We start from the raw sequence: 24,548 nt of genomic DNA, 5'->3' as shown, positions 1-24,548 counted from the left end.
CTCTTCCTTGAATATTTCATGAACAAATTCACAATGTCCCTAAAGTTCCGGGCACCAAAACCGATATTAACCATAGACAAGCTAGTAAAAAAGGATTTGGTGAAAACTATGGATAAAACTTCGTTAATCGGTATTATTCTTGCTTTTGTAGCATTGAGCGTCGGGATGGTTCTGAAAGGCGTCAGTTTCAGCGCCCTTGCAAACCCCGCTGCCATTTTAATTATTATCGCCGGGACAATCTCAGCAGTCGTTATTGCGTTCCCAACAAAAGAAATTAAAAAAGTGCCTGCGCTGTTTCGAGTGTTATTTAAGGAAAATAAACAGCTCACAATAGAGGAACTCATTCCTATGTTCTCTGAATGGGCTCAGCTTGCACGCCGCGAAGGTCTGCTTGCTTTAGAAGCAAGCATTGAGGATGTAGATGATGCTTTCTTGAAAAACGGGCTCAGCATGGCTGTTGACGGGCAAAGCGCGGAATTTATCAGAGATATTATGACAGAGGAAGTCGAAGCAATGGAGGACAGGCACCAAGCCGGAGCCGCTATTTTTACACAAGCGGGAACGTACGCCCCGACACTTGGAGTACTCGGCGCTGTAATCGGGCTGATTGCCGCTCTCTCTCATATGGACAATACAGATGAGCTTGGACACGCCATCAGTGCCGCCTTTGTTGCCACACTTCTCGGTATCTTTACAGGGTATGTGTTATGGCATCCTTTCGCAAATAAATTAAAACGAAAATCAAAACAAGAAGTAAAACTGCGTGAGGTCATGATTGAGGGTGTTTTATCCGTTTTAGAAGGACAAGCACCGAAAGTCATCGAACAAAAGCTTTTAATGTATCTTCCTGCGAAGGACCGCTTGAAATTTGCAGAACAAGGAGAGGCGCAAAATGGCGAGAAAAAAGAAGAAGAAGCATGAGGACGAGCACGTTGATGAATCATGGCTCGTTCCTTACGCCGACATCCTTACTCTTCTCCTGGCATTGTTTATTGTGCTGTACGCGAGCAGCTCGATTGACGCAGCTAAGTTTCAAATGCTCTCAAAATCATTTAATGAAGTTTTTACAGGCGGCACCGGTGTACTGGACTACTCCAGTGTCACTCCTCCTGAAAACGAGTCAGACGGCATCGATGAAGTGAAAAAGGAAAAAGAAGAGAAAGAGAAAAACAAGAAAGAAAAAGAAAAAGCAGCTGATCAAGAAGAACTTGAAAATGTGAAGAGCCAGGTGGAAAAGTTCATCAAAGATAAAAAGCTGGAACATCAGCTGGAGACGAAGATGACTAGTGAAGGCCTTCTGATTACGATTAAAGACAGCATCTTCTTTGATTCTGGAAAAGCGACCATCCGTAAGGAAGATGTGCCGCTTGCAAAAGAGATTTCAAATCTTCTTGTGATTAACCCGCCAAGAAATATCATTATCAGCGGACATACTGATAATATGCCAATTAAAAATTCTGAATTCCAATCAAACTGGCATTTAAGCGTCATGAGAGCGGTAAACTTTATGGGGCTCCTGATTGAAAACCCCAAGCTCGATGCAAAAGTGTTCAGCGCCAAGGGTTATGGCGAGTATAAACCGGTGGCTTCCAATAAAACTGCGGAAGGCCGAAGCAAAAACCGGCGGGTTGAAGTTCTCATTTTGCCGAGAGGCGCAGCGGAAACAAATGAAAAATAGCAAAAAAGGAAGCCTTGTGACATATCAGGCTTCCTTTTTTTACTTATTATGAAACTGTTTTGCGTTTAATCCTACTCTTTTTAACATTTCGGTGCACATCTCTACCTCTTCTTCGCTTAATACGCTGATCATTTCATCAATTTCAGCAGCGTGATCAGGGAAAATATCGTTCAAAAGACCGATGCCTTTTTCAGTAATTTGCGCAAATGTCACTCGTCTGTCTGTAGGAGACGCTTTCCGAATGAGAAGTTCTTTTTGCTCCAGCTTATCTACAACGTATGTGATGCTCCCGCTAGCCAAGAGAATTTTATCTCCTATCTGCTGCAGCGGCTGATCGCCTTTATGGTACAAAAGCTCTAGCACAGCAAATTCAGTCGGATTCAGCCCATGCTTATGAATATGCTTATTCATATGATCGTTAATAGACCGATACGCGCGCGACAGCACGATAAATAACTTCAGTGATTTTTCTGTCATGTCTCAATCATCCTTTTAGAAACCGTTACAGAGAAACATTAATAAACAAAGACCAAAATGTCAATAAAAATCTTTCCAATATTTCTCTTCTTTTTTAAAATGTAAGCTTGCCAACATCTTTTTCTAATTTTTTTGGTTATTTTTTCTTATTAAAGAAGAAGAAACAATGATATAATACCTCTAATCAGGTGTATGTTGGAGCGATGCAAATTGAAAATACTAAAAGGCGCCTGCGGGAGAGTCAAACTTTATATCATACTGGTCGTGATTCCGGCAATCGTCATCAGCTTTTTCGTATATGAAAAAGAAAAAGATACAATAGCTGCAGAACATAAACAAGAAGCAAGTGTCCTGCTAAACCTTCACCGCAACAAAATCAATTATTTAATCGGAGAAACAATGGCGAGAATGACCTCCTTGTCCATCGCCATCGACAGACCGGTTGATATAAAGAAAATGCAGTCAATTTTGGAAAAGACCTTTGATTCAGAGCCGAGATTTTCCGGTCTCTATTTTCTCAATGCCAAAGGAGACGTCACCGCAAGCACAACCGAATTAAAAACGAAAGTAAACCTGGCCGACAGATCTTTTTTTACAAAAGCAAAGGAAACTAAAAAGACAGTCATTTCAGATAGTTATTCGAGCAGAATTACTGGTCAGCCAATTTTCACAATTTGTGTCCCTGTTTTGGACTCAAAACGTAATGTGACAGATTATCTTGTCGCAGCTATTCAAATTGATTATTTGAAAAATCTCATTAACTTACTAAGCCCTGATGTTTATATTGAAGTTGTAAACCAAGACGGGAAAATGATTTTTGCGAGCGGACAAGCCTCTCATGCAGAGGATCAGAAACCTGTCAGCGGATATCTGGATGATATCAGCTGGAATATGAAAGTCTATCCGAACCCGGTCACAATAGAAGAACTGACGAAAAGCCTAGTGCTTCCGCTTTCATGTATTATTGTTCTGCTGAATATCCTTTTTATTCTCGTGCTGTATTATTTGCTGAAGCGGCAGACCCAGCTGGAGCGCTCAGAAAACGAGGCGCAAAAATTAGAGCTGATCGGGACGCTTGCTGCCAGCACAGCCCATGAAATCCGTAACCCCCTCACCGGGATAAGCGGCTTTATTCAGCTGTTGCAAAAGAAATATAAAGGTGAGGAAGATCAGCTTTACTTCTCCATTATCGAACAGGAGATAAAGCGCATCAATCAAATAGTGAGTGAGTTTCTCGTTCTCGGCAAGCCGACAGCTGAAAAATGGGAGCTGAACTCACTTCAGGACATTATCGGAGAGATTATGCCGATCATTTATTCTGAGGGCAATCTATACAATGTTGAAGTCGAATTACAGTATTTAACCGAGCAGCCCTTACTCGTAAAATGTACAAAAGATCATATTAAACAAGTGATTTTAAATGTAGCAAAAAATGGCCTCGAGTCAATGCCTGAAGGAGGCAAACTAACGATTTCCCTGGGAGCTTTAGATAAAAAAGCCATAATCAAAGTTGTGGATAACGGTGAAGGGATTTCTCAGGAAATGCTGGATCACATCTTCCTTCCCTTTGTTACTTCTAAAGAAAAAGGAACCGGGCTCGGCCTTGTTGTTTGTAAACGGATCGTGCTGATGTACGGAGGCTCTATTCATATTGAAAGTGAAGTGCGAAGAGGCACAGAGGTGACAATCACCCTCCCCGTATCCGCTTCATAGCCCCCCTGACCATGTCAGGAGGGTTTTTTATCTTCGTGATCGGGCATTGCCATTCGATTTGCTTGCTGGTCTTCCAGAAAAAAGGACTTTGATGAAACGCAACAGCATTTTCAAAAGCAAAAAAAACATAAAAAATACTAAAAAACCCTTTATACCTTCCGTGGCATCTAAAAACTCCATATTCCCTCTCCCCGTCACCTTTTGCTGAATCTCAATCGCAAATACGATGACAATGATGACTGTAACGGTATAGATAAAGGACAAGGCTGTCATACTCCATTTAGAAAGCCATGTAAACACAGCGTGAGTGACGCCGAAAAAGAATATGCCAAAAATGCCGATCACCCAAAAATGCATTTCTTTGTCAGTTAAATGAATGCCAAATATTCCGCATAAGGAAATAAAAGCATCATGAAATTGATTGACCATTTCGGTAATGAGAATCGCCAGTTCTTTCATTAGTTCCCTCTTTCATATGAATTTTTTCCAGAAAAAAAGAGCGCTTCCGAAAAGCTCTCTCTTTATATATGCATCTGATAGGCCGCTATTTATTTGCATCATATGCTGGCATAACATCTCTGCGGGGCCACAAGCCTAATTTCTTTACAAGGCCTTGAATCCCTTGGGAATGTTCGTTTTCGTGCATAAGCTGGTGATATTCATTTATTAAACAATCCAGCTCCTGACTGTGCCTGATCGTGTCATGCCCTGTAAATCCCTGCTTTCTAGCGGCATCTATCATTAACTTTCTTTTTTCATCAATAGACACCAACAATCTTTCTTGTTCAGAAGAACCGCCCATTCACTTCACCCCTCGCCGCTAAGAAATAGGAAACAAGTTTGATTGGGTTATTGTGCATTATTACAGATTATACTTTATTTGTAAACATATTTTCATTAAATAAGTTAATTTTTCAGGTATAATAGATATATTGATAGGATTAGAAGAACAATACCCAGGTGAAGAATATCTTAAACACGCCGCCAGGCAGGAGGTATGCCCAATGAAGAAAAAGAAAGCAATTATGCTCGGAGCGGCAGGCGGAAAAGCAATTTTGAAAAGGAAAAACCGAAAAAAATGTATTCAGCACATCACTACTTTTTTTCAGATGCTTCGCGATTGGCGAAATGGCGACTACCCTCGTTCACAGGTTAAAACACTTTTGCTGTTAACTGCCGCAATCCTGTATATCGTCATGCCGCTCGATATCATTCCAGACGTAATCCTCGGTCTTGGGTTCATTGACGATGCAGCTGTTTTAAGTTTGATTTGGACACTGATTAAAAAAGAACTGTCACAGTATGAAAAGTGGCGTTTGCAATAAATATAAAAAGCCCCGTTCGATGAACGGGGCTTTCTCATGCTTATTGATTCACGCTGTCTTTTTCATAAATCGGAACCCAGCCTTCAGTTGTGACAAAAATTCTCACCGCGACAACTTTGCGGTCCTCCTGAAGCGTGAAGTAATGGCGGATATTCTCAGGCACAGAGATTAAATCTCCAGGGTTTAAACGGACATCAAAAAACGTGCCGCCCTTGCCTTGAATGACAAAAATACCGTGACCGCTTACAATAAAACGAACCTCATCGTCTGTATGGTGATGCTCTCTTTTAAAGTTTTCAAGCAGTTCATCAAGTTTCGGATTGCTGTCTGACAATGAAATAACATCCTGGGCTTTATAGCCGCGGCGGGTTGAGATATCTTTAATTTCAGTTTCGAAGGTATCAAGAATTTGCTGTTTTTCTTCTTCTGTCAGGTCATATTTCTCTGAGAGATGTTCCGGAAGCTTCGTGATATCCCATTGCTCATAAATAACCTCTTGACTGTCCAGAAAGCTTGCCACTTCCTCTTGATTTTCAATCGTTGTATTTGCCTCATCATGAATTCGAATTGTAGCCATTTCAATTCCTCCTTTTATTTAACCAGCTGATGCTGGAGTGTTTTCAATTTCAAATGGTAGCTGAACAAAAATTCATACGCTTCAAGCACTCTTTTTGCCTCAAATGCTGTTTTCCCCCAAGCCGTAATACCATGATTTCGGATCAGAACAGCTCCTGAATCTTCTGAAATCTCTTCCGCAAACAGTGCCGCAAGCGTCGGGATATGTGCCGGATTTTCTATAATCGGAATGGTCACTTCTGCGTTCTCTTCCCACAAGCCGAGTGCTTTTATAATTTCCTGGCCTTTGAATGTGATTTTCTTTTGGTCTCCGTATAACTCTGAAATCACATTATTGTTTACCGTATGGACATGCAGGCAGCATCCGGCATTGGTTTTATTGTACAAATGTGTATGCAAAAGCGTTTCTGCTGACGGTTTCAGAGAATGCCCGCTTTCAGCAGGCTCTCCGTTTTGATCAACCAGCAGAAAATCTTCAACCGTCTCTTTGCGTTTATCTTTTCCGCTTGCAGTGACGAGAAATGTTAAAGGATCATCTGTAACCTTAATTGACAGATTGCCGCTAGTCGCCGGAAACCAATCTCTCTCTGCCAATTCCCTTTTTACTTCAGCGAGCTCTCGCCAGCGTTCTTGTTTTGCAGCCATTCCTGTACCTCCTTTACATTCTCAATTTCCTTTCTGATCTCATAAAAATCTTGATACGGAAGATGATTGAGGTTTTGCTCCCGGCATTCGTTTAATAAATAATCCCTTGCAAAGCATAGGTCAGACAGCTTTGCTGCCTCCACATCTGTAACCGAATCACCGATCATGATGATATATTGGTTCGGTTCAGAAAGTTCATGGATGACCGACGGCTTACAGCACCCGCATTGATTGCTGCATGTGCCCTTGCAGGAATGAGGCCAGTCAATATGGATATAGTCATTGTCAAATGAAGCATGGTTGCAATAAATGCGGTCTTTCTCCACAATGCCTTCAAGCAAAGGATATACAAAGAAGTCCATTCCACCGCTTATAACATAAAACGGAATCTCGTGCTCATTGATAAATGCTACAAATTCCCGAAAGCCTTCCCTGATTTTTGCATCTTCTAATACAAAACTTGTAATCTCTTCTTTTAAACGGCTGGGCAGAAGGCCGAACATCCGCCCGACACCTTCCTTGATCGACAGCGTTTTGGAAAGTACGCCGTCTTTTAATGCCACCCACTCTGGGGGAGCAAATGTTTTCATGATATTTATAATGTTGTCGTTCATCGTGATAGTTCCGTCAAAATCACAAATAATAAAAGGTTTTCGAGTCGTCATACGGCTTCAACCTTTCCCCATTTATCTAGCGCAAGCTTAAGATCCTTGCATTGTTCGGCTTTTTCATCAATCGGCTGGGCCTCTAGGACCGCATCAATAATGGCTCTGAACGCTCGCCCTCCGCCTTGGGCACCGTTCGGATGTCCATGTACGCCTCCTCCGGCGTTAATAATGTGGTCTATGCCGAAATCACGCATTAATAGCGGAACCATGCCGGGATGAATGCCTGCTGACGGAACCGCAAATGTTTGGTTAAAAGCATCCTCTCTCACACATTCTTCATGAATCGCCAGTGCGTCTGCTCTTGGAAGCGCAACCGAACCATATGGAGACGGAAAGAGGCTGAAGTCAGCACCGCAATATCGGTTTAATTTTCCGAGTAAAAGAGCGTGAGAAAAACCGTAAAACGGAGAAGACGTAAACGCTCCGCTGACTGCTGGATGCGCCATAATCGGAACTGGGATTTCAGGATCTTCTGCAAGGCCTTGCATAACGTCCAAGCCGTAAGCGAAGACATTAAACAAAAGCGCATCCGCTCCCAGCTCGGCGGCGCGTCTAGCTTTGTCTTTCAGATCAGCCGTACGTCCGGTCAAATTCACCGCATACAGCGTTTTATGTCCGGTTTGCTCATACGTTTCTTTCAATATTTGCTTTCCTTCTGCAATTCTTGTTTCAAAAGGCGCTAGACCTGTCTCAAAGAAAATTTCATCGTCTTTAATCAAGTCAACTCCGCCAAGCGCCTGCTGCCGGAGCTGTTCTTTAATATCACTCAGGTCCCTTCCGATTACGCCTTTAAATATGCTCATTAACAGCGGTCTCTCAAACTCTCCCAGCAGCTTCCGGATGCCGTATACGCCAAACTTCGGTCCCGGCAGTGCACGCTTAAATGCTTCAGAGAAGTGAAGATCGATCAATTTGATTTTTCCGTCCAGCGACAGCTTGCCAAACACTGTTGTCAGCAAAGCCGGAATATCCTGAGAGAAATTGATTTCAGGATAGGCAATTGTGATGACCGCTTGTTTTTCTGATGCAGCAGTTCCCTCTCTCTCCTCAACTTTTATCACCCGCCCCTTATGCTTTTGCATTTGCTCCTGTTTTACAAGGGGCAGATCAGTCCAGGAGCCTACTGTCAATCCTGTTGCGATTTGTTCTGCTTTCTTCTCTGTATCGGCTCCCGGTTCGGTCAGGAGATATGTCGCTAATAACTCACTCATGCCAGAGCTCCTTTCATTTTCATCCATATCAAAAAACCTCTTCAAACTGCAATCGCGTCTAAAGAGGTTTCGTTTCTCGTCCGAATCTTATCTCTCAGCCGCTAGCTGCAAGAATTAGCACCGTGCTTCATAAGTCGGTTGCCGGGCTTCATCGGGCTCGTCCCTCTGCCTGCTCTTGATAAGAAAATATAGATTTTATAAATTATTTTGAATTATCCCATCGTTATAGGGTCTTGTCAATGCTTTTTTGGGTAAACAGGTTCAGTTTGCCAATTCGATAAGCGGCTTCCTTAAGTCTTTCTTCACTTGTTAAAAGTCCGACTCTGACGTAGCCCTCGCCATATTTACCGAAGCCGTTTCCAGCCGCAACTGCCACATTCGCTTTTTCCAGCAAAAGATCTGAGAACTGCTCAGAAGTATAGCCTTCAGGCACAGGCAGCCATGCAAAAAAAGAACCTGCGGGAGCTGTTACATCCCAGCCGATTTCCCGGCATGCCGTGATCCAAGCGTTTCTCCTGCTCTCATACCTGGCATTTTGCTCTACCACACACGTCTGATCGGCTAACAGTGCCTCTGCTGCAGCCTCCTGAGTCGCTCTGAAAAGACTGACAAACATATGGTCTTGATAAAGATTGATCGCTTCAATGACCGAAGCGTTTCCGACGGCAAAGCCAACCCGCCATCCTGCCATATTATACGTTTTTGACAGCGTGTAAATTTCAATGCCGATATCCTTCGCACCTTCAGTCTGCAAAAAGCTTAAAGGCTTGCAGCCGTCAAATCCTACAGCACCGTAAGCAAAATCATGAACGACGCAGATTCCGTTTTCAGCCGCAAAACGCACGGTATCTTCAAAGAACTCGGAAGTAGCAACAGCTCCGGTCGGATTATTCGGATAATTCAAATACATCAATTTCGCCTGTTCCCTTACTTCAGCGGTTATGCTGCTGTAATCAGGGAGAAACGCCCTGTCCTTTACGAGCGGCATCATTTCCATCTTTGCTTTTGCAAGTGTGACACCCGACCAGTAATCTGGATAACCCGGATCGGGAACTAAGATCGTATCACCGGGATTCAACAAGCATTGCGGGAGCTCGACAAGACCGGCTTTTCCGCCGAATAATACAGCGACTTCGGTTTCCGGATCCAGATCAATGCCGTACTCTCTTTTGTAAAATGCAGCAGCCGCTGACTTCAGACGGTATGAGCCGCGAAAAGACGAATATTTATGATTCTCAGGATCAGCAACAGCTCGTTTCATCTCCTCGACAATATGTTCAGGAGTCGGCTGATCTGGATTTCCCTGTCCTAGATTGATAACGTCATGTCCTTCTGCGAGCTTTCGGTTCACTTTCTGCACCAGAGAAGCGAAGAATTGTTTAGGCAATTCCTTCAATACATGAGACTGTTCAAATTTCATCTATTCTCACCTTCTAAAAAAATCTTGAAATGATAGTCCATCATCATATATGGTTAAATGAAAAAAGTAAAGAAAAATTTGGGGTGTTAAAAAGATGAAATGGACGATATCTTGTCTTCAATTTGATATTTCATACGGAAAACCTTCGGAAAATATAAAAAAGGCTGAATTTTTCATCGAAAAAGAAAGCAAACATGCTGATGTTCTTGTTCTGCCTGAATTATGGACGACCGGATATGACCTGGCCAATCTTGATGAACTCGCTGATGAAGACGGCCGCTCCGCTCAGAGCTGGCTGAAGAAAACGGCAAAAAAACATGGTGTTCATATTGTCGCCGGATCGGTCGCTGTCAGGAAGAATTCTGATGTTTATAATACAATGTACATCGCGGATAAGGAAGGGCAAATCATTAAAGAGTACAGAAAAGCCCATCTTTTTCAGCTGATGGATGAGCATCTGTATTTATCAGCCGGTTCCGAAGACGGATACTTTGAGCTTGACGGCGTCAAAAGCTCAGGATTGATCTGTTACGATATCCGTTTTCCGGAATGGATCAGAAAACATACGACAAAAGGCGCCAACGTGCTGTTTATTTCTGCGGAATGGCCTCTTCCCCGCCTTGATCATTGGAAAAGCCTGCTTATTGCGCGGGCCATTGAAAACCAATGCTTTGTCGCAGCCTGCAATTGTACCGGTTCAAATCCGGATAATGAATTTGCAGGACATAGCCTAATTATTGATCCATGGGGGCGTGTACTTGCTGAAGGCAGCCGGGAAGAAGGCATAGTCCGAGCGGAAATCGACCTTCAAGAAAGCGCAGAAGTTCGGGAGAGCATTCCTGTTTTCGATGATATCAGAAAAGATTTATATTAAAAAATATATTGACAACTAACTAAATTACCTGTTACCATGTTCATCAACTGATAAATTAGAATTGTCAAACAAGTGAATATATTCTCTTATCGAGAGTTGGGCGAGGGATTTGGCCTTTTGACCCCAACAGCAACCGACCGTAATTCCATTGTGAAATGGGGCGCATCTTTTTCGCGCCGAGACGCTGGTCTCTTAAGGCACGGTGCTAATTCCATTCAGATCTGATCTGAGAGATAAGAGAGGCGGACATAGATGTTAAGCCTCCTTCTCTCTGAGAAGGAGGCTTTTTTACGGCCACATATTAAGTGATTACATAATTGGAGGTTATGATGATGGGAGTCACAAAAACACCTTTATACGAAACATTAAATGAAAGCTCCGCTGTGGCGTTGGCGGTGAAGCTTGGCCTATTTCCAAGCAAAAGCACGCTGACATGCCAGGAGATCGGAGACGGCAACTTAAATTACGTTTTTCATATTTATGATCAAGAACATGACAGAGCATTGATCATTAAACAGGCGGTTCCGTATGCAAAAGTGGTGGGAGAAAGCTGGCCGCTGACAATCGACCGTGCAAGAATCGAAAGCAGCGCTCTCATCCGTCAGGGCGAGCATGTGCCTCACCTGGTTCCAAGAGTTTTTTATTCTGATACGGAAATGGCGGTTACCGTCATGGAGGATCTCTCTCACCTCAAGATCGCAAGAAAAGGACTCATTGAGGGTGAAAACTATCCTCATCTGTCGCAGCACATCGGTGAATTTTTAGGAAAAACACTTTTCTACTCATCAGATTACGCGCTTGAACCTAAGGTGAAAAAACAGCTTGTTAAACAGTTTACAAATCCAGAGCTATGCGACATTACGGAAAGACTTGTTTTTACAGATCCTTTCTTCGACCATGACACAAATGATTTTGAAGAAGAGCTTCGTCCTTTTGTCGAAAAGCTTTGGAATAATGACAGCGTTAAAATCGAAGCCGCTAAGCTGAAAAAGTCATTTTTAACGTCTGCAGAAACGTTGATTCATGGTGATTTGCATACAGGAAGCATTTTCGCAAGTGAGCACGAAACAAAGGTGATTGATCCTGAGTTTGCTTTTTACGGACCGATCGGCTTTGATGTAGGGCAATTTATCGCCAACTTATTTTTGAACGCACTCAGCCGTGACGGGGCTGACAGAGAGCCGTTATATGAACATGTCAACCAGGTCTGGGAAACGTTTGAAGAGACGTTTAGTGAAGCCTGGCAGAATGACAGTCTGGATGTTTACGCCAACATCGACGGTTACCTCACTGATACGCTCAGCCATATTTTTGAAGAAGCAATCGGATTTGCGGGCTGTGAGCTGATACGACGCACGATCGGCCTTGCCCATGTAGCTGACCTGGATACGATCGTGCCGTTTGATAAACGAATCGGCAGAAAACGCCTGGCGCTCGAAACCGGCACAGCCTTTATCGAAAAACGTTCGGAATTCAAAACGATAACAGATGTTATTGAATTATTTAAGTTACTTGTAAAGGAATGATCCATTCATGACCCATTCATTTGCTGTTCCACGTTCTGTTGAATGGAAAGAAACAGCTATTACCATTTTAAATCAGCAAAAGCTTCCTGATGAGACGGAATATTTGGAGCTGACGACGAAAGAGGATGTATTTGATGCGATTGTCACGCTCAAAGTAAGGGGCGCTCCGGCGATCGGCATTACGGCTGCCTTCGGACTGGCGCTTGCTGCCAAAAACATTGAAACAGATAATGTCACGGAATTCCGCCGCAGACTGGAAGACATCAAACAATATTTAAACAGTTCACGGCCTACCGCCATTAATTTGTCATGGGCGCTTGAGAGACTGAGTCATTCGGTCGAAAACGCGATTTCCGTAAATGAAGCAAAAACAAACCTTGTCCATGAAGCCATTCAGATTCAGGTCGAGGATGAGGAAACGTGCCGGTTGATCGGCCAAAACGCCCTGCAGCTTTTCAAAAAAGGCGACAGGATCATGACAATCTGCAATGCCGGCTCAATCGCGACAAGCCGCTATGGAACGGCGCTAGCTCCGTTTTACTTGGCCAAACAAAAAGATTTGGGATTGCACATTTATGCCTGTGAAACAAGGCCTGTCCTGCAAGGTTCACGCCTTACTGCTTGGGAGCTGATGCAGGGGGGCATTGATGTCACTCTGATCACAGACAGCATGGCCGCCCATACGATGAAGGAAAAACAAATTTCCGCTGTTATCGTCGGAGCCGACCGAATTGCAAAGAACGGTGATACGGCAAATAAAATCGGCACATACGGTCTTGCTATTTTAGCAAACGCCTTTGATATTCCGTTTTTTGTCGCCGCACCTTTATCTACATTTGATACAAAGGTCAAATGCGGCGCTGATATCCCGATAGAGGAACGGGATCCCGAGGAAGTCAGGCAGATTTCCGGAGTTCGGACCGCTCCATCCAATGTGCCTGTCTTTAATCCCGCTTTCGACATTACACCTCATGATCTCATTTCAGGAATCATCACAGAAAAAGGGATTATGACCGGAAACTATGAAGAAGAGATTGAACAGCTGTTTAGAGGAGAAAAGGTGCATTAAAAAACCGCCGGACTTTGCTCATTTGGAGCCGAGTCAGCGGTTTTTTTGTTTCTTTTTGTTAACATTGATGATTTCATCTTTTTGAGCGCTTGATAAGATATGCAGTTTCACAAACAGTTCGGCAAAAACGGCAAGTTTCTCAGAGCGGCTCGGCTTCAATTGCTTTGTCCTCCTTTTTCATCAGACCAACTTTTTTAACTTAATAAAATGATATGTCGGCCGTGAAAAAAAGGGAACGTGCCATATGTTTTATTTTTCTTTATAGGAGATTCGCTCGATGTTTAGCAAAAATGCTTTGATCTCCGTTTTGCTTCCGGCGTATCCTGTTAACGCACGGTTTTTGCCGATCACTCTGTGGCACGGGACAAAAATCGGCAGGTCGTTACGTTTATTAGCCTGTCCGACAGCGCGCACCGCTTTCGGACTGCCGACCGCAGCGGCAATATCCGCATAGCTTCGGGATTCGCCATATGGAATCCTCTCCAGCGCCTGCCACACTTTTTGCTGAAAAGGAGTGCCCTTTTGGCTGAGCGGCAGGGAGAATGTCTTCCTTTCGCCTACGAAATATTCTTGAAGCTGTTGTTTCGCTTCTGCAAGATTAGGTGTTTCCTTGTGCTCAGTATTCTGAACCGTTTCTTTCCAATCCACCCAATCTTCCTGACTGAGAAATAGACGAGTGATCCGGTCCTCCTCTTCGGCAATGATAAGTTCACCGAGCGGCGTTTCGGCTGTCGTATAGTAGTTCATTCATCATTCCTTCTTTCTTCAGCATTCTGTCTGACAGGAAGCGTAATATGGAAAACGGTGCCCTTCCCTTCTTCACTTTCTACCATAATCTCGCCTTGATGTTCTTCAATAATTTTATAGCTTACCATAAGCCCGAGTCCAGTTCCCCGTTCCTTTGTCGTATAAAACGGTTCACCAAGTCGCTTTAATTTATCTTCTGTCATTCCGATTCCCTCGTCTTTTAAGGAGATAAGAACATGATCTTGATCCAATGCCTTTATCGTTACAAAAATATTTCCGCCGTCAGGCATCACTTCGATGGCGTTTTTTAATATATTGATAAAAACCTGTTTCAGCTGATTCGGTTCACAGTAAATCGGGGGAATGTCGTCAATTAAATCAAGTTGCATTTGTACATTGCTGAGATTGGCTTGCGCATTTAGAAGGTCTATCGTGTCCCTCATAATTTGGGTAACATGTTTTTCCTCATACATAATGGCCTGGGGCTTAGCTAAAATCAAGAATTCGGTGATGATGGATTCGATGCGCTTTAGTTCTGAGGTGATCACGTTGAAGTAAAGGGCGTAGTCTCCCTCGACACTCCCTTTCAGAAGCTGAATGAAGCCTTTAAGAGCAGTCATCGGATTTCTGATTTCATGAGCAATGCCGGCTGCAAGTTCGCCGACAACATGAAGGGTATCTGATTTGCGCAGGCGTTCCTCCAATTCTTTTCGCTCTGTTACGTCTTTAAAGATAGCCAAGTTCATATTTTGAATAATATTCCGTTTAAATGAGAATTCGAGTTTTCTGTTATCACCGCTGCTCAGCAAAAATGGAATTTCGTTGTCCATTTCATCAAAATTAATCTGCCTTGCTGGTGATGCCAGATTTTCTATTTCATAAGCAGAAATAATATCTAACAGGCTGTGCTGTTTGATCTCTTCATGTGACAGTCCCAAAATATGGCTTGCTAATGGGTTGGCGTCGATGATCCTGTATTGATTGTCGAACAATACATTGCCGTCCATTGAGCCGTTGAACACTTTTCTGAATTTCAGCTCGCTTTCCCGAAGCTCCTTTTCCATCCGCTTTCTGTCGCTTACATTTCTTAAGATCGTCAAATGCTGATTTTCAAGGATTGTCCGTTTTGAAGTAAATTCAAGCTCTTTGAATTGCCCGTTCCCCATTTGAAACAGCAGCTCTTCTCTGATCTCTCCGTATTTTGCGTATTTCCTTTTCGTTATGCTGTATTTCTGCTGCGAGTCAACGAGAAAATCACACAGCTTTCTTTTCAACAGCAAATTCATCGGCAGCTCAAAAATTTTACAGGCTGATTGATTCGCTTTTACGATTCTTCCGTCATTCGACCAGATGATGATGGCGTCCATTGCATTTTCAAAGATTTCTCTGAAGCGCTCCTCACTTTTAAAGAGCTGCAGCTCCATAGACCGCTTCTCTGTGATATCCCTCATAATGGACATATAAAAACCGCTGATGATGTTTGATGTAATCGTGAATTCAAATAGTTTTTGAACTCCTGAACGAAGCTTGACAGGCAGCTCCCCCTTCGCTTTTCCCTTGCGGTTGAGCGCCTTCCAGATATTGTCGAAATCTTTTCGTGAGCCGCTGTCTATGAACTCATACAACGATAAATGAGACAGCTCATTATGATTGATTTCAAAGCTTTTACAAAAGGACAAATTGGCATCAATAAAACCGCCATCTTTATCAAACAGGACGATTCCGTCAACTGCTCTGTCAAACAAGTCCTTAAAAAGCTGTTCATTCATAGAGAATTCCCGCTCCAGAATCTTCTTAGAAGATATGTCCCTCATGACAACAAAAAAGAAATCCTCACCAATGCCTCTTTTGGCCAGAAACTCTATGTATTTTGTTGCCCCGCAATCAAGCCTGACCGGAACCTCCTTCCACAGAAAGCCTTTTTTAAAAAACTTCTTTACGGAAAGATTCAGTTCATCCTTTGGGATTGAAAACAAAAAATCCAAAACAGAACGCTTTTTCAAATCTTCCGAGTCAACTTGAAGCATCCTTTCTGTTGCTTCATTTGCCTGAACAATCCGCATTTCGTTATCACAAATAAAAATAGCATCGAGCGTATTGTTGACAATCACTTGATGCTGATTCAATTCCTTTTTCAGTCGCGCGTTTTCTTCTTTGAGGCGATTCAGTTCCTCTCGCAGCTCCGAGTTTGTCTGGACACCAAGAGTTTCCATGCATGTACACTCCTTCTTCAAAACCTATCCCTCAATATTTCTACAAAATGCGGGAACTTCCTTCATTTGCCCTATAAATTTCAGAAAATTTCAGCGCCATTACATTACGAAGACATTTTCTACGATCCTTACCGTCACTTTACATCGACCTAACAATCAGCATTTTTTTAGATTCCTTTTTCATCTTTTATTTTAAAATATGTACCAGCAGGGAATAATCTCTTAGTGACTGATGAAAGAGAAGGTGATGCTATGAGTAAATCGCGGGACAGTTATTTCGATAACGCAAAATTTTTATTGATATTCCTTGTTGTATTCGGTCATATCCTTCGTTCCTTTATTAATGATAATCATTTTATGCTCTACCTCTACAAGTTCATTTACACATTCCATATGCCTGCATTTATTCTTGTATCCGGTTATTTCGCGAAAGGCTTTAAACGGGCGGGATATGTAAAAAAGCTGGCGGTCAAGCTGATTATTCCGTATTTGATTTTCCAAATCATTTATTCCGTCTTTTATTACATTATGCAAGATGAAAGCATGGCAAATGTGAACCCGATTGATCCGCAATGGTCGTTATGGTTTCTTGTAAGCTTATTCTTTTGGAACCTGCTCCTATATCCTTTTTCAAAGCTTTCAAAGCAGTGGGCGCTGTTTGTCAGCTGCGGAATCGCCGTGCTGATCGGTTATCTGGACTTTGTCAGCAGCACGCTGAGCTTGTCACGGACATTCGTATTCTTACCGATGTTCCTTGTCGGTTTTTATTTAAATAAACATCATTTTGATCTATTGAGATCAAAACGCGGCAAACAAATTGCGCTCGGAGTGCTTTCCGCAGTATTCGTCATCTGCTGGGGCATCGATTTTGACTATTCTTTTCTGTTTGGTTCAAAACCGTATTCTTCATTTGGAGACGTTACCCTTGTAAGCGGACTATCCCGAATCGGCTGGTATGTACTCGCCTTTGGGGCAACCTTCAGCTTTTTAGCGCTTGTTCCGCAAAAACGGTATTTCTTTACCAGATGGGGAACCCGGACATTTTACGTGTATCTGCTTCACGGGTTTATTATTAAAACATTACGGCAGGTCGGGCTTGAGGATTGGCTTACTGACTATCAAAGCTTAGTGATCCTCTTGCTTTTAACAGCAGCCCTTACATCAGTCCTCTCCAGCAACTTTGTTAAGACAGTCGCTCAGCCCTTCATTGAGCTGAGGATGACCAGCTTATTGCAATTTGTCAGAGGAACGGGCAAAAATGCTTATTTAAAATAGAAAAGCACCTCTTAAGCGGACGCCGCCTAAGAGGTCTTTTTTATTGTTGTTTTTTATTTTTGTTTTTTTCTTTTTTCTTTTCAGGCTTAGTGACTTCCAGCGTTTCGATGATCTTTCCGGCATTGTAATCCCCAAGTTCACTTGAGAATTCTTCCTCCAGCACCTTTTTATTCATAGGCTTTTTATGATTTTGCATGTCTCTGCTATGACGGTTTTTCTTCACAATTACATGCCTCCCTGCTGGCCCTGTTTGGAATTGCGGTTTGCCCCTCTAAAATTGGGGTCGTCATGATATTGTGTCTTATATGAATTGGGGTCCATGCTCTCGGTAGGTGTATTGTTATTTTTAATGGCTTCATTCACTTCAGCTTTACGCTTCATACGAATCCTCCTCGCCAGTTTTCAGACATTTTACTCACTTCAAGATGCAGGAGCGTTAATTGCACCTGTCGAAGTTAGGTTCTCCAACTGAACAGGAGGCACACATCTTTTTTTTGGCAATCAAAAAACACCGCAAAATATGCGGTGTTTTGCCTATCCGATAATCACTCTTTCCTTTGGATAGTGATAATTCGCTTCAATTTCCTTTCTTCCGATCAGATACAGGAAGGTCAGGATGCCGATTCGCCCGATAAACATGACAATCATAATGACACATTTTCCAACACTGCTCAAATCTGCCGTAATTCCAAGCGACAGGCCGGTTGTACCGAATGCCGAGCACACTTCAAACAAAAGCTCCAGCAGGGAATGCTTTTCTGTAATGGTCAGAATGAGGGTCGCGCCAAAAACGAGCAGGATCGCCATCATCGTGACAACAAGCGACTTCATCAAGTCAGCAGGGTGAAGCTCCCGTTTGAATACCTTTACGGCCTTATTGCCGCGGGCAAAATGAAACAGCGCAAGAAGGTTCAAAGCAAAAGTCGTTGTCCGTATGCCTCCCCCAACTGAGCTTGGCGATGCTCCGATAAACATCAGCGCACAAATAAAAAAGAGTGTGGAATCTGATAATTGGCTGATATCGATTGTTGCCAGTCCCCCGCTTCGGGTTGCCGTTGATTGAAACAGGGACAAAAACAAAATATCATGCCATGATTTTCCTGCGAACGCATGGTTTGCTTCCAGGGCAAAGATGCCAATGGCTCCAAACAAGACAAGTGAGCCGAATGTAATCGTCGTGATCTTTGTAAAAAGCGTAAATGGATAACGCCGATGCTTTGAAAACAGGAAATCCTTTACTTCAACAAGCACGGGAAATCCAATCGCTCCAAATATAATTAAAAGCATTGTAATAAACTGCACAAAATAATCGTGGCGAAATGGAATCATCGAATTACCGGTAATATCAAATCCGCCGTTTGTCGTTGCACTGATACTGGCAAAAAATCCGTGTAAATAAGCTTCCTGATAGGAGTCATAGTAGGTTAAGAAATATGTGCCGAGTATCAGCCCGCCAAAAAATTCAATCCACAAGATCAGAAACAGTACTTGCTTCATCAGATTGACAATTCCTGAAAACTGGGATTGGTTTTGATCAACCATAATCAGTTTCCGTTCTTTCAGCCCGATTCGTTTTCCCATGATCAGCCAAATGAACGTTCCGAGCGTCATAATTCCGATTCCGCCAAATTGCAGAACAAATGCTAATATAAAAATCCCTATTGTGCTGAATGTATCAGCTGTATCAACAACCGTCAGCCCCGTTACACTGACTGAACTGACAGCTGTAAAAAGCGCATCAATAAACGCCCAATCCGCCCCCGGTTTATGGGCCGCCGGCAAACTCAGCAATATAACGGCCACAGTAACAGCAAGAAAATAATATAATGCGATCAGCTGGGCCGGTGACAAGGCCTGTATCAATTTTCCAAACTTTAATCTCATGTAAAATCCTTCTGCCTCTCTTTTTAAGTACGGTAATTATTCTAAAGATATTAGGTCCATTTTTAAAGGCTTTTACGAAACATTTTCTTAACTTGCTTATTTTTTTATGATTTTAGTCAATGGATAAAATAAAAAACCTCTGAGAATTCTCTCAGAGGAACAATGTGTTTGTATTATTTAGCTTCCAGCCGTCTGATTCGCTCATCTAAATCAGGGTGAGTAGAGAAAAGTGAAGAGCGCTTCTTGCCATTAATCTTTAACGTTTGGACAGCTGTCTGATCGTCTTCCATAATCCGGGAAGAATAGCTTTTAAGCGTCCGTAGCGCATGAATCATCTTGTCCTTGCCGGCAAGATCCGCTCCTCCTCTGTCAGCATGGAATTCACGATGGCGTGAATACGCAAACACAACCAGGCTGCCAAGTATCGAAAAGACAATCTGAAAAATAATCATTGCAATAAAATGAACGATCGGCGCTAGATCTTCTTTGACAAAACGGCTTGCTATCCAAGCGGCGATACGCGATAAAAAGACGACAAAGGTATTCACGATACCTTGTAAAAGCGTCATTGTTACCATATCACCATTTGTGATATGCGCGACCTCGTGGGCAAGCACACCTTCAACCGCTGCGTCATCCATCTGATCCAGCAGCCCTGACGATACTGCGACAAGTGAACGGCGTTTTGACGGTCCAGTCGCAAACGCGTTTACTTCAGGTGAACGGTAAATCCCGACTTCCGGCATTTTCGTTAAACCGGCAGAGCGGCTTAATCTGTGAACACGATCAACCAATTGCTGTTCCTCATAGCTGAGCGAGTGTTTTTTCGGATTCAGCACTCTGACGCCCATCATCGTCTTTGCCATCCATCTGGACATCGCAAAAGACGTAAAGGAACCGACAAATCCAACGACTAAACTGAACACAAGAAGCGCCATTGGATCGATACCGCCATCAGCTGTAAAGTACGTCCCGACTCCTGTAACAGAGCTTAAAACAGACAAAACGATCCCGATTGTTGTAAGCACCAAAATATTCGTTAGAATAAACAGAAAAATTCTTTTCGCCATAACAACCTCCGTTATTTTAAGTTCAAAAGAACTCGTATATTTAAATTATAAAACATCCATTTGAAAATGCAAGGAATTCGACGTATGATGTTAATGTAATTTGCTGACGCTTGAATTTTGAACTTATACATAGACCTATATCCGCGTCAAATTGTTTAAAGAGGTGAACAATGAACATTTTTAAACTCTCTCGAACCGATATGGTGCGGCTGCTCTATTCCCTAAAAGGACAAGGAGAACATAGCCCGCTCGACATTCTCGTCCAATCAGCGAACATGTCAGCAGAAAAAGCAGCCAATCATCTAGAAATTCCTGAATTTCTTACAAGATACGAACGAAAAAAACAGAAAAAAGAATACGGTCTGTCTACAAATGAAATCGTAGAGCTTGGCAACTTATGCGAGCTGACTTCGTTAAAGTCAACCGCGATTCAAAACTGGGTAAAGCGTGATATCAAAGATCTGATCGGACACCCTGAGCTGGGCAAAAAATACTCAATTGAACAGGCAGTTATTCTTTTAATTGTACGTGATTTAAAATCCATTTATGACTTTGAACACATACGGGCTATTTTAAAAGTGGCCTTTAACACAATCTCAGACAGATCTGATGATGTCATCAGCCCGATTGCTTATTATGAAAGCTGCGCATATGTGCTTGATGCCATCCATCACCAAGATACTCCTTCCATGAAAGAATCAAATCTGCAGGAGATCGCCGAACAGGAGACAGAGCGTCTCCGTCACCGTTTTGAAGAACTGAATGACAGCCAATGGCTTAAAATCAGACAGATTATCGCCATTACAGTCCTCTCCATTTTGACATTCCATATTCAGGCAACCGCACATAAAATGACAGCAGACATTCTATAGTCTGCGCCACCCCGGCTCAGAGGCCGGGGTTTTATTTTTCTCCACAACAATTGCCAGCATAAATAAACCCCGTATATTTCAAACTAAATACGCGTTAAGAATTTCTTTATCGAAAAAGGAGATGAAAAAGATGGCGAGCAGAAATAAACTCGTTGTTCCAGGGGTGGAGCAGGCACTAGACCAATTTAAACTCGAAGTGGCTCAAGAATTCGGTGTGAACCTTGGTTCTGATACAGTCGCACGCGCTAACGGCTCTGTAGGCGGAGAAATGACAAAGCGGCTGGTACAGCAAGCACAATCACAATTAAATGGCACAACTAAATAAATTCAGGTCTTTATTCGCCGGGGGCACTCGGCGAATCTTCATTTTGAGCTGAATTATTATCACTGCTGTAGCCGTTTGGATTACGTCGGTCTGAAGCGTTATCCCTTCTGGACGAAGAACGGTTCTTGCCTTGTTCACCATTGTTCCAGTCTCTGTGATATTGGCTTTGGCCCTTGTCAGCGCCGTTATTTTCATTTCCTTTATCTTGAGGATCTTGTATTGGGGTTTGCTCATGGTCCCCATCTTTTTCGGTATTTGTGTTTTCATCTGATTCCTTTATTTTTTTATCTTTGTCACTATCATCAATCTGGTCATCCGCTTTATCTTCTTTCTGGTCTCCGGAATCCGCATCATTCAGCTGTTCATTATCTCCTTGCTTGCTGTCCTGGGTGTCAGTTTGATCGGTGTTTTCAGCCTCATTTTCATCACTCTTTTGATCCTCTTCCCCGGATGGTTTGCTGGAGTCATCTTTTAAATCTTTATTGTCATTCTTTTCATTTGATTTGATGTAGCTGCCTGTTGAGACGCCTTCTTTCTTCGCTTTTTCCCTCGTTTGCATATCTGACTCGAGAGATTCCATGCGGTATGTCGTTTTATATTTTTCAGTCACATCATTCAGCTGTTTTTTCACAGCCTTTTTATATGTATTGTCTTCTGTGTTTTCATAAACAGTGGAAATCAATATTTCTTTCGACTTCTTTACATACCCGTGTTCACTGCAGTCGGTTATAATATCGTCAATCACCTTTTTAAAATCAGTCTTCTCCCAATCATCTATATCATTCACGACTTTCTGTCCCTCATCGTTTAGAGGTGTCAGTTCAATCACTTCATAATCGCTGTTTAACGCCATTTCGACGCTTGGATTGATATCGATTGTCATATACGCATAGGCCTTATTATTAGAAAAAACGGGGAGAACTATAAAAATAAAAAGCATAATAGCAGTCATCGTAAAAATCCCCATTTTGAAAGGGCGCAGTTTAAAAAAATCAAAAAAGCTGGCCCTTCTGCCCATGCGTGTTTCACTCGGAAGCATGATTTCTTCACCGATTTCATAGCTGTGTCGATCATTTTTGGCTTTTAAAAATTGTCCGTCAGGGGTCAGCAACGTGACGAATTTTTTATTTTTCTCTACTATAATCCCTCTTCTCATGAGTGCAGCACCCCTTTAAGATAATCTTTTAAATAAATATAATCACCCGTAATGATAATACACATCGCAATAATATATTTTCTGTTTCTCTCAATCGTTTTTCGGCTTACAGAGACAAGCTGTTCAAGCTGTTTGACCGGAAGCTGCTTCTTTGTATACAGGATAGCGGCCAATTCTTCATGTTCAACAAGCGTCATTGCCACCTTTATGGCGTTTTGCCTTGCATCCGTGTGCTTTGGAGAATTTTCAAGCAGTTCTTTAAACGATAAACCATAATCCTTGAGCTGCTTTTGAAAATAGAGGATTTCCTCCCGCCTCTGCTCCTGTTCAATCTGACGGCGGTATTCATCAATGGAAAGCTCGGCTTCAATCAGGCTTTGTGATGACTCCTGATCGTCTCCTTCCTGTAAATCAATATTTATATTTTGTGCGCTTCTGGCTTCTTTTCTAATGTAATCAATGACTTTTCTTTTTATAATAAGCTCAGCAAATGCGAGCAGAGAATTTCCTTTTTCAGGTGAATATTTTTCTATAGCTTCATTAAACGCGATCAGTCCAATACTGAACTCATCGTCTTTTTCATCTATATATCGTTTACAAACGGATGAAACCGTCTTTGCGATAAATGGCTTATATTGCTGTATTAATTCATTTTGCAGATCTTTATTGCCTTTTTGTATACTCTCAACAGCTTTTTCAAGTGTTTGCTTCTTTTTTCCCAATTTAAACAAAAGGCTAAGCACTGGTTTCACCTCAGTTCCTCCCTATAACTACTCATTAATGATAGCTAATTTGATAGGGATTCGCAAAGGAGAAAAAGAAATATTGATTTCCAATGTCTCAATTATGACAAACCATTCTGACGTCCTATACATGATTTCGTGCCTTTCTAAAGAATTAAGGGGGTTTTATGCGTGTTTTTTGTAACAAAGATGTTATAAAAATGTTATTTTATTTCGCTTATGAAAACGCTTCAAACACAAAAAGACTCTGCTTTTAAGCAGAGTCTTTCAGATTACGCCCGTTCACGGGTGCTGTTTTTTTGCTCGTTTTGTGCGCCCTCCGGCTGTTTTTTCCCACCTGACATAAACCAGCCGCAAACCGCGATTGCTGCTAAGACACCCCAGAATATCAGCTTCCATGTTCCAGAATGAATAAAGTGCTCAGAAACAACCGCTATGTCGCGATGGGCAAGCGTATATAAAGCAAGCTTCACTCCGACCCAGCCGACAATCACAAAGGCTGCTGTTTCTAGGCTTGGACGTTCCTTTAATAACTTCACAAACATGGAAGCCGCAAACCGCATGATCACCAGTCCGATGATACCGCCGGCCAAAATGACGAGAAATTGTCCTCCGTCAAGTCCGCCGATCTTCGGGAGTGATGTCCCAGGAAGTGTAACCGCCAGCGCTACTGCTGCTAAGATGGAATCAACAGCAAACGCGATATCTGCCAGTTCAACTTTTAAAACAGTCGGCCAAAAACCGCTTTGCTTCGTCTCTTTATGTGTATCTTCTTTCTTAAATACATATCTTTTCAATAAGTGGCTTGCTGAGATATACAGCAAATAGATCGCGCCAATCGCTTGAACCTGCCATACGTTGACCAAAAATGAAATGGCGAATAAAGAGCCAAATCGCAGAACAAAAGCCCCTGCCAATCCATAAAATAACGCTTTTTTTCTTTTTTCCTCCGGCAAATGTTTTACCATTACCGCCATAACCAGCGCGTTATCGGCGGCTAAAATCCCTTCCAGCCCGATCAAGACGAGAAGAACCCAACCATACTCTAATAATAATGCTGCATCCATAAACGATACCCTCC

General features: G+C 42.5%; 28 protein-coding genes and 2 riboswitches. Of the genes, 10 read left to right on the top strand and 18 right to left on the bottom strand.

Going from position 1 to position 24,548, the window contains the following annotated elements; translation table 11 throughout:
* Positions 1-108 precede the first annotated feature (108 nt).
* Together motA and motB are read left to right on the top strand one after the other, a co-directional pair.
* Positions 109-921: a flagellar motor stator protein MotA gene (gene motA, locus NX903_RS06815; protein WP_003238984.1), complete on the top strand. Its 813-nt coding sequence runs from the start codon at positions 109-111 to the stop codon at positions 919-921.
* A complete protein-coding gene (motB, locus tag NX903_RS06810; RefSeq protein ID WP_003232473.1) occupies positions 893-1,678 on the top strand; it encodes a flagellar motor protein MotB in 786 nt (261 codons plus the stop codon). The genes motA and motB overlap by 29 nt, the downstream gene beginning before the upstream one ends.
* 39 nt (positions 1,679-1,717) lie before the next feature.
* On the opposite strand, the gene mhqR is transcribed toward motB, so the two are convergent.
* Positions 1,718-2,155, bottom strand: a complete 438-nt coding sequence (gene mhqR, locus NX903_RS06805; RefSeq protein ID WP_003232475.1) for a MarR family transcriptional regulator MhqR — start codon at positions 2,153-2,155, stop codon at positions 1,718-1,720.
* Positions 2,156-2,347: 192 nt separating this feature from the next.
* Between mhqR and kinD the strand changes: the two genes are divergently transcribed.
* On the top strand, positions 2,348-3,868 hold the full coding sequence (gene kinD / locus NX903_RS06800; protein WP_072557174.1) for a sporulation kinase KinD: 1,521 nt from the start codon (positions 2,348-2,350) through the stop codon (positions 3,866-3,868).
* Positions 3,869-3,895: 27 nt separating this feature from the next.
* Here kinD and NX903_RS06795 read toward each other — a convergent pair whose 3' ends face one another.
* Both NX903_RS06795 and spo0E read right to left on the bottom strand, forming a co-directional pair.
* Positions 3,896-4,327 (bottom strand): hypothetical protein, encoded by a 432-nt coding sequence (locus NX903_RS06795; protein ID WP_029726990.1) that lies wholly within the window; start codon positions 4,325-4,327, stop codon positions 3,896-3,898.
* 85 nt (positions 4,328-4,412) lie between these two features.
* On the bottom strand, positions 4,413-4,670 hold the full coding sequence (gene spo0E / locus NX903_RS06790; protein WP_003232480.1) for an aspartyl-phosphate phosphatase Spo0E: 258 nt from the start codon (positions 4,668-4,670) through the stop codon (positions 4,413-4,415).
* A gap of 202 nt (positions 4,671-4,872) precedes the next feature.
* Between spo0E and NX903_RS06785 the strand changes: the two genes are divergently transcribed.
* Entirely contained in the window at positions 4,873-5,193 is a 321-nt protein-coding gene (locus NX903_RS06785; RefSeq protein ID WP_086343772.1) for a YkvA family protein, read from the top strand.
* Positions 5,194-5,233: 40 nt separating this feature from the next.
* Here NX903_RS06785 and mtnD read toward each other — a convergent pair whose 3' ends face one another.
* From mtnD to mtnE, 5 genes are all read right to left on the bottom strand, one after another.
* Positions 5,234-5,770, bottom strand: a complete 537-nt coding sequence (gene mtnD / locus NX903_RS06780) for an acireductone dioxygenase (RefSeq protein ID WP_086343771.1) — start codon at positions 5,768-5,770, stop codon at positions 5,234-5,236.
* A gap of 14 nt (positions 5,771-5,784) precedes the next feature.
* Positions 5,785-6,414 (bottom strand): methylthioribulose 1-phosphate dehydratase, encoded by a 630-nt coding sequence (locus tag NX903_RS06775; RefSeq protein WP_086343770.1) that lies wholly within the window; start codon positions 6,412-6,414, stop codon positions 5,785-5,787.
* Positions 6,372-7,079, bottom strand: coding sequence for a 2-hydroxy-3-keto-5-methylthiopentenyl-1-phosphate phosphatase (gene mtnX / locus NX903_RS06770; protein ID WP_003232486.1), 708 nt, complete (start codon positions 7,077-7,079; stop codon positions 6,372-6,374). Before mtnX ends, NX903_RS06775 begins: the two co-directional genes overlap by 43 nt.
* On the bottom strand, positions 7,076-8,293 hold the full coding sequence (gene mtnW / locus NX903_RS06765; RefSeq protein ID WP_015483161.1) for a 2,3-diketo-5-methylthiopentyl-1-phosphate enolase: 1,218 nt from the start codon (positions 8,291-8,293) through the stop codon (positions 7,076-7,078). Before mtnW ends, mtnX begins: the two co-directional genes overlap by 4 nt.
* Positions 8,294-8,377: 84 nt before the next feature.
* Positions 8,378-8,478: riboswitch (SAM riboswitch) on the bottom strand.
* Between the two features lie 38 nt (positions 8,479-8,516).
* On the bottom strand, positions 8,517-9,713 hold the full coding sequence (mtnE, locus tag NX903_RS06760) for a methionine-glutamine aminotransferase (RefSeq protein WP_086343769.1): 1,197 nt from the start codon (positions 9,711-9,713) through the stop codon (positions 8,517-8,519).
* Between the two features lie 94 nt (positions 9,714-9,807).
* Between mtnE and NX903_RS06755 the strand changes: the two genes are divergently transcribed.
* From NX903_RS06755 to mtnA, 3 genes are all read left to right on the top strand, one after another.
* Positions 9,808-10,587, top strand: coding sequence for a carbon-nitrogen family hydrolase (locus NX903_RS06755; protein ID WP_015715783.1), 780 nt, complete (start codon positions 9,808-9,810; stop codon positions 10,585-10,587).
* An 83-nt stretch (positions 10,588-10,670) separates the two neighbouring features.
* Positions 10,671-10,827: riboswitch (SAM riboswitch) on the top strand.
* Positions 10,828-10,919: 92 nt separating this feature from the next.
* Positions 10,920-12,113 (top strand): S-methyl-5-thioribose kinase, encoded by a 1,194-nt coding sequence (gene mtnK / locus NX903_RS06750; protein ID WP_134981880.1) that lies wholly within the window; start codon positions 10,920-10,922, stop codon positions 12,111-12,113.
* Between the two features lie 7 nt (positions 12,114-12,120).
* Positions 12,121-13,182 (top strand): S-methyl-5-thioribose-1-phosphate isomerase, encoded by a 1,062-nt coding sequence (mtnA, locus tag NX903_RS06745; RefSeq protein ID WP_021479417.1) that lies wholly within the window; start codon positions 12,121-12,123, stop codon positions 13,180-13,182.
* 33 nt (positions 13,183-13,215) lie between these two features.
* Here mtnA and NX903_RS06740 read toward each other — a convergent pair whose 3' ends face one another.
* The 3 genes from NX903_RS06740 to kinE form a co-directional block, all read right to left on the bottom strand.
* Entirely contained in the window at positions 13,216-13,341 is a 126-nt protein-coding gene (locus NX903_RS06740; RefSeq protein ID WP_003232500.1) for a hypothetical protein, read from the bottom strand.
* A gap of 90 nt (positions 13,342-13,431) precedes the next feature.
* A complete protein-coding gene (gene ogt, locus NX903_RS06735) occupies positions 13,432-13,929 on the bottom strand; it encodes a methylated-DNA--protein-cysteine methyltransferase (protein ID WP_086343768.1) in 498 nt (165 codons plus the stop codon).
* Positions 13,926-16,142, bottom strand: coding sequence for a sporulation two-component system sensor histidine kinase KinE (gene kinE, locus NX903_RS06730; RefSeq protein WP_086343767.1), 2,217 nt, complete (start codon positions 16,140-16,142; stop codon positions 13,926-13,928). Before kinE ends, ogt begins: the two co-directional genes overlap by 4 nt.
* 252 nt (positions 16,143-16,394) lie before the next feature.
* On the opposite strand from kinE, the gene NX903_RS06725 reads away from it, so the two are divergent.
* A complete protein-coding gene (locus tag NX903_RS06725; RefSeq protein WP_086343766.1) occupies positions 16,395-17,417 on the top strand; it encodes an acyltransferase family protein in 1,023 nt (340 codons plus the stop codon).
* A 40-nt stretch (positions 17,418-17,457) separates the two neighbouring features.
* Here the strand turns inward: NX903_RS06725 and NX903_RS06720 are convergent, their stop codons facing one another.
* The 4 genes from NX903_RS06720 to htpX form a co-directional block, all read right to left on the bottom strand.
* Entirely contained in the window at positions 17,458-17,640 is a 183-nt protein-coding gene (locus NX903_RS06720) for a hypothetical protein (RefSeq protein ID WP_015252223.1), read from the bottom strand.
* A 2-nt stretch (positions 17,641-17,642) separates the two neighbouring features.
* The gene (locus NX903_RS06715; RefSeq protein WP_003232510.1) at positions 17,643-17,798 is read right to left on the bottom strand and encodes a hypothetical protein; all 156 of its coding nucleotides are present in this window, start codon (positions 17,796-17,798) and stop codon (positions 17,643-17,645) included.
* Between the two features lie 153 nt (positions 17,799-17,951).
* Complete coding sequence (ktrD, locus tag NX903_RS06710) at positions 17,952-19,301, bottom strand: Ktr system potassium transporter KtrD (RefSeq protein WP_086343765.1); 1,350 nt, start codon at positions 19,299-19,301, stop codon at positions 17,952-17,954.
* A gap of 173 nt (positions 19,302-19,474) precedes the next feature.
* On the bottom strand, positions 19,475-20,371 hold the full coding sequence (htpX, locus tag NX903_RS06705) for a protease HtpX (protein ID WP_086343764.1): 897 nt from the start codon (positions 20,369-20,371) through the stop codon (positions 19,475-19,477).
* Positions 20,372-20,541: 170 nt separating this feature from the next.
* Between htpX and htpK the strand changes: the two genes are divergently transcribed.
* Complete coding sequence (gene htpK, locus NX903_RS06700; RefSeq protein WP_003245220.1) at positions 20,542-21,243, top strand: transcriptional regulator HtpK; 702 nt, start codon at positions 20,542-20,544, stop codon at positions 21,241-21,243.
* A gap of 130 nt (positions 21,244-21,373) precedes the next feature.
* On the top strand, positions 21,374-21,568 hold the full coding sequence (sspD, locus tag NX903_RS06695; protein ID WP_003218568.1) for an acid-soluble spore protein SspD: 195 nt from the start codon (positions 21,374-21,376) through the stop codon (positions 21,566-21,568).
* Positions 21,569-21,578: 10 nt separating this feature from the next.
* Here sspD and rsgI read toward each other — a convergent pair whose 3' ends face one another.
* From rsgI to NX903_RS06680, 3 genes are all read right to left on the bottom strand, one after another.
* The gene (rsgI, locus tag NX903_RS06690; RefSeq protein ID WP_042974380.1) at positions 21,579-22,724 is read right to left on the bottom strand and encodes an anti-sigma-I factor RsgI; all 1,146 of its coding nucleotides are present in this window, start codon (positions 22,722-22,724) and stop codon (positions 21,579-21,581) included.
* A complete protein-coding gene (gene sigI / locus NX903_RS06685; RefSeq protein WP_003245855.1) occupies positions 22,721-23,476 on the bottom strand; it encodes an RNA polymerase sigma factor SigI in 756 nt (251 codons plus the stop codon). Before sigI ends, rsgI begins: the two co-directional genes overlap by 4 nt.
* 263 nt (positions 23,477-23,739) lie before the next feature.
* Positions 23,740-24,534, bottom strand: a complete 795-nt coding sequence (locus NX903_RS06680) for a TerC family protein (protein ID WP_003245669.1) — start codon at positions 24,532-24,534, stop codon at positions 23,740-23,742.
* Positions 24,535-24,548 lie beyond the last annotated feature (14 nt).

The organism is Bacillus sp. FSL R5-0576 (genome assembly GCF_038004765.1).
Classification (GTDB): domain Bacteria; phylum Bacillota; class Bacilli; order Bacillales; family Bacillaceae; genus Bacillus; species Bacillus subtilis.
Note: the sequence above shows the minus strand (reverse complement) of the source record. Positions and strands in the feature narration are given on the sequence as shown.